We start from the raw sequence: 565 nt of genomic DNA, 5'->3' as shown, positions 1-565 counted from the left end.
AGGGAAAGCACGTTTACCGAAAAAGCCGCTCATGCTGCCACTTCTCACCGGGCTTATATGTGGCTTGTTTCCATGACTAATTGCGATCACCGCTGGCTTGGTGCGCCCTACTCCGCTTTACAATGCACAATATATGATCCCATTGGCAGGCATGCTGTTAGGCAAAAGTCTGAGCAGTAATATCATCGCGCTACAAAACTTATTCTCTGCTTTTGAAGAGCGTAAGTCTGCGTACGAAGCTGCCATCTCACTGGGTGCCGCCCCTAAATACGCTTCCTTTCCTTTCGTTCAGGAGGCTCTGAGAAAATCGTTAGCGCCAACGCTAGCCTCAATGACCACGATGGGCCTTGTCACACTTCCTGGTATGATGACGGGGCAAATCCTAGGGGGCGCAAGCCCATTGGTTGCCATTAAATATCAACTGGTCATCATGCTAGCTATTTTTGTCATGATGAGCGTCTCTGTTGCCATCACACTTGAAATGACATTGAGCTTTGTACAAACAAAAGAAGGCCGTGTTACGGTCAAAGTACGCCCAGTTGATGGAATGAAGCGAGGTCAGTAA

General features: G+C 48.3%; 1 pseudogene. It reads left to right on the top strand.

Features of this window, described 5'->3' with window-relative positions:
- Positions 1 to 565: pseudogene (locus R7Q46_RS29185) on the top strand (ABC transporter permease); the annotation flags it as partial.

This window comes from Vibrio sp. 811 (assembly GCF_033339195.1).
Note: the sequence above shows the minus strand (reverse complement) of the source record. Positions and strands in the feature narration are given on the sequence as shown.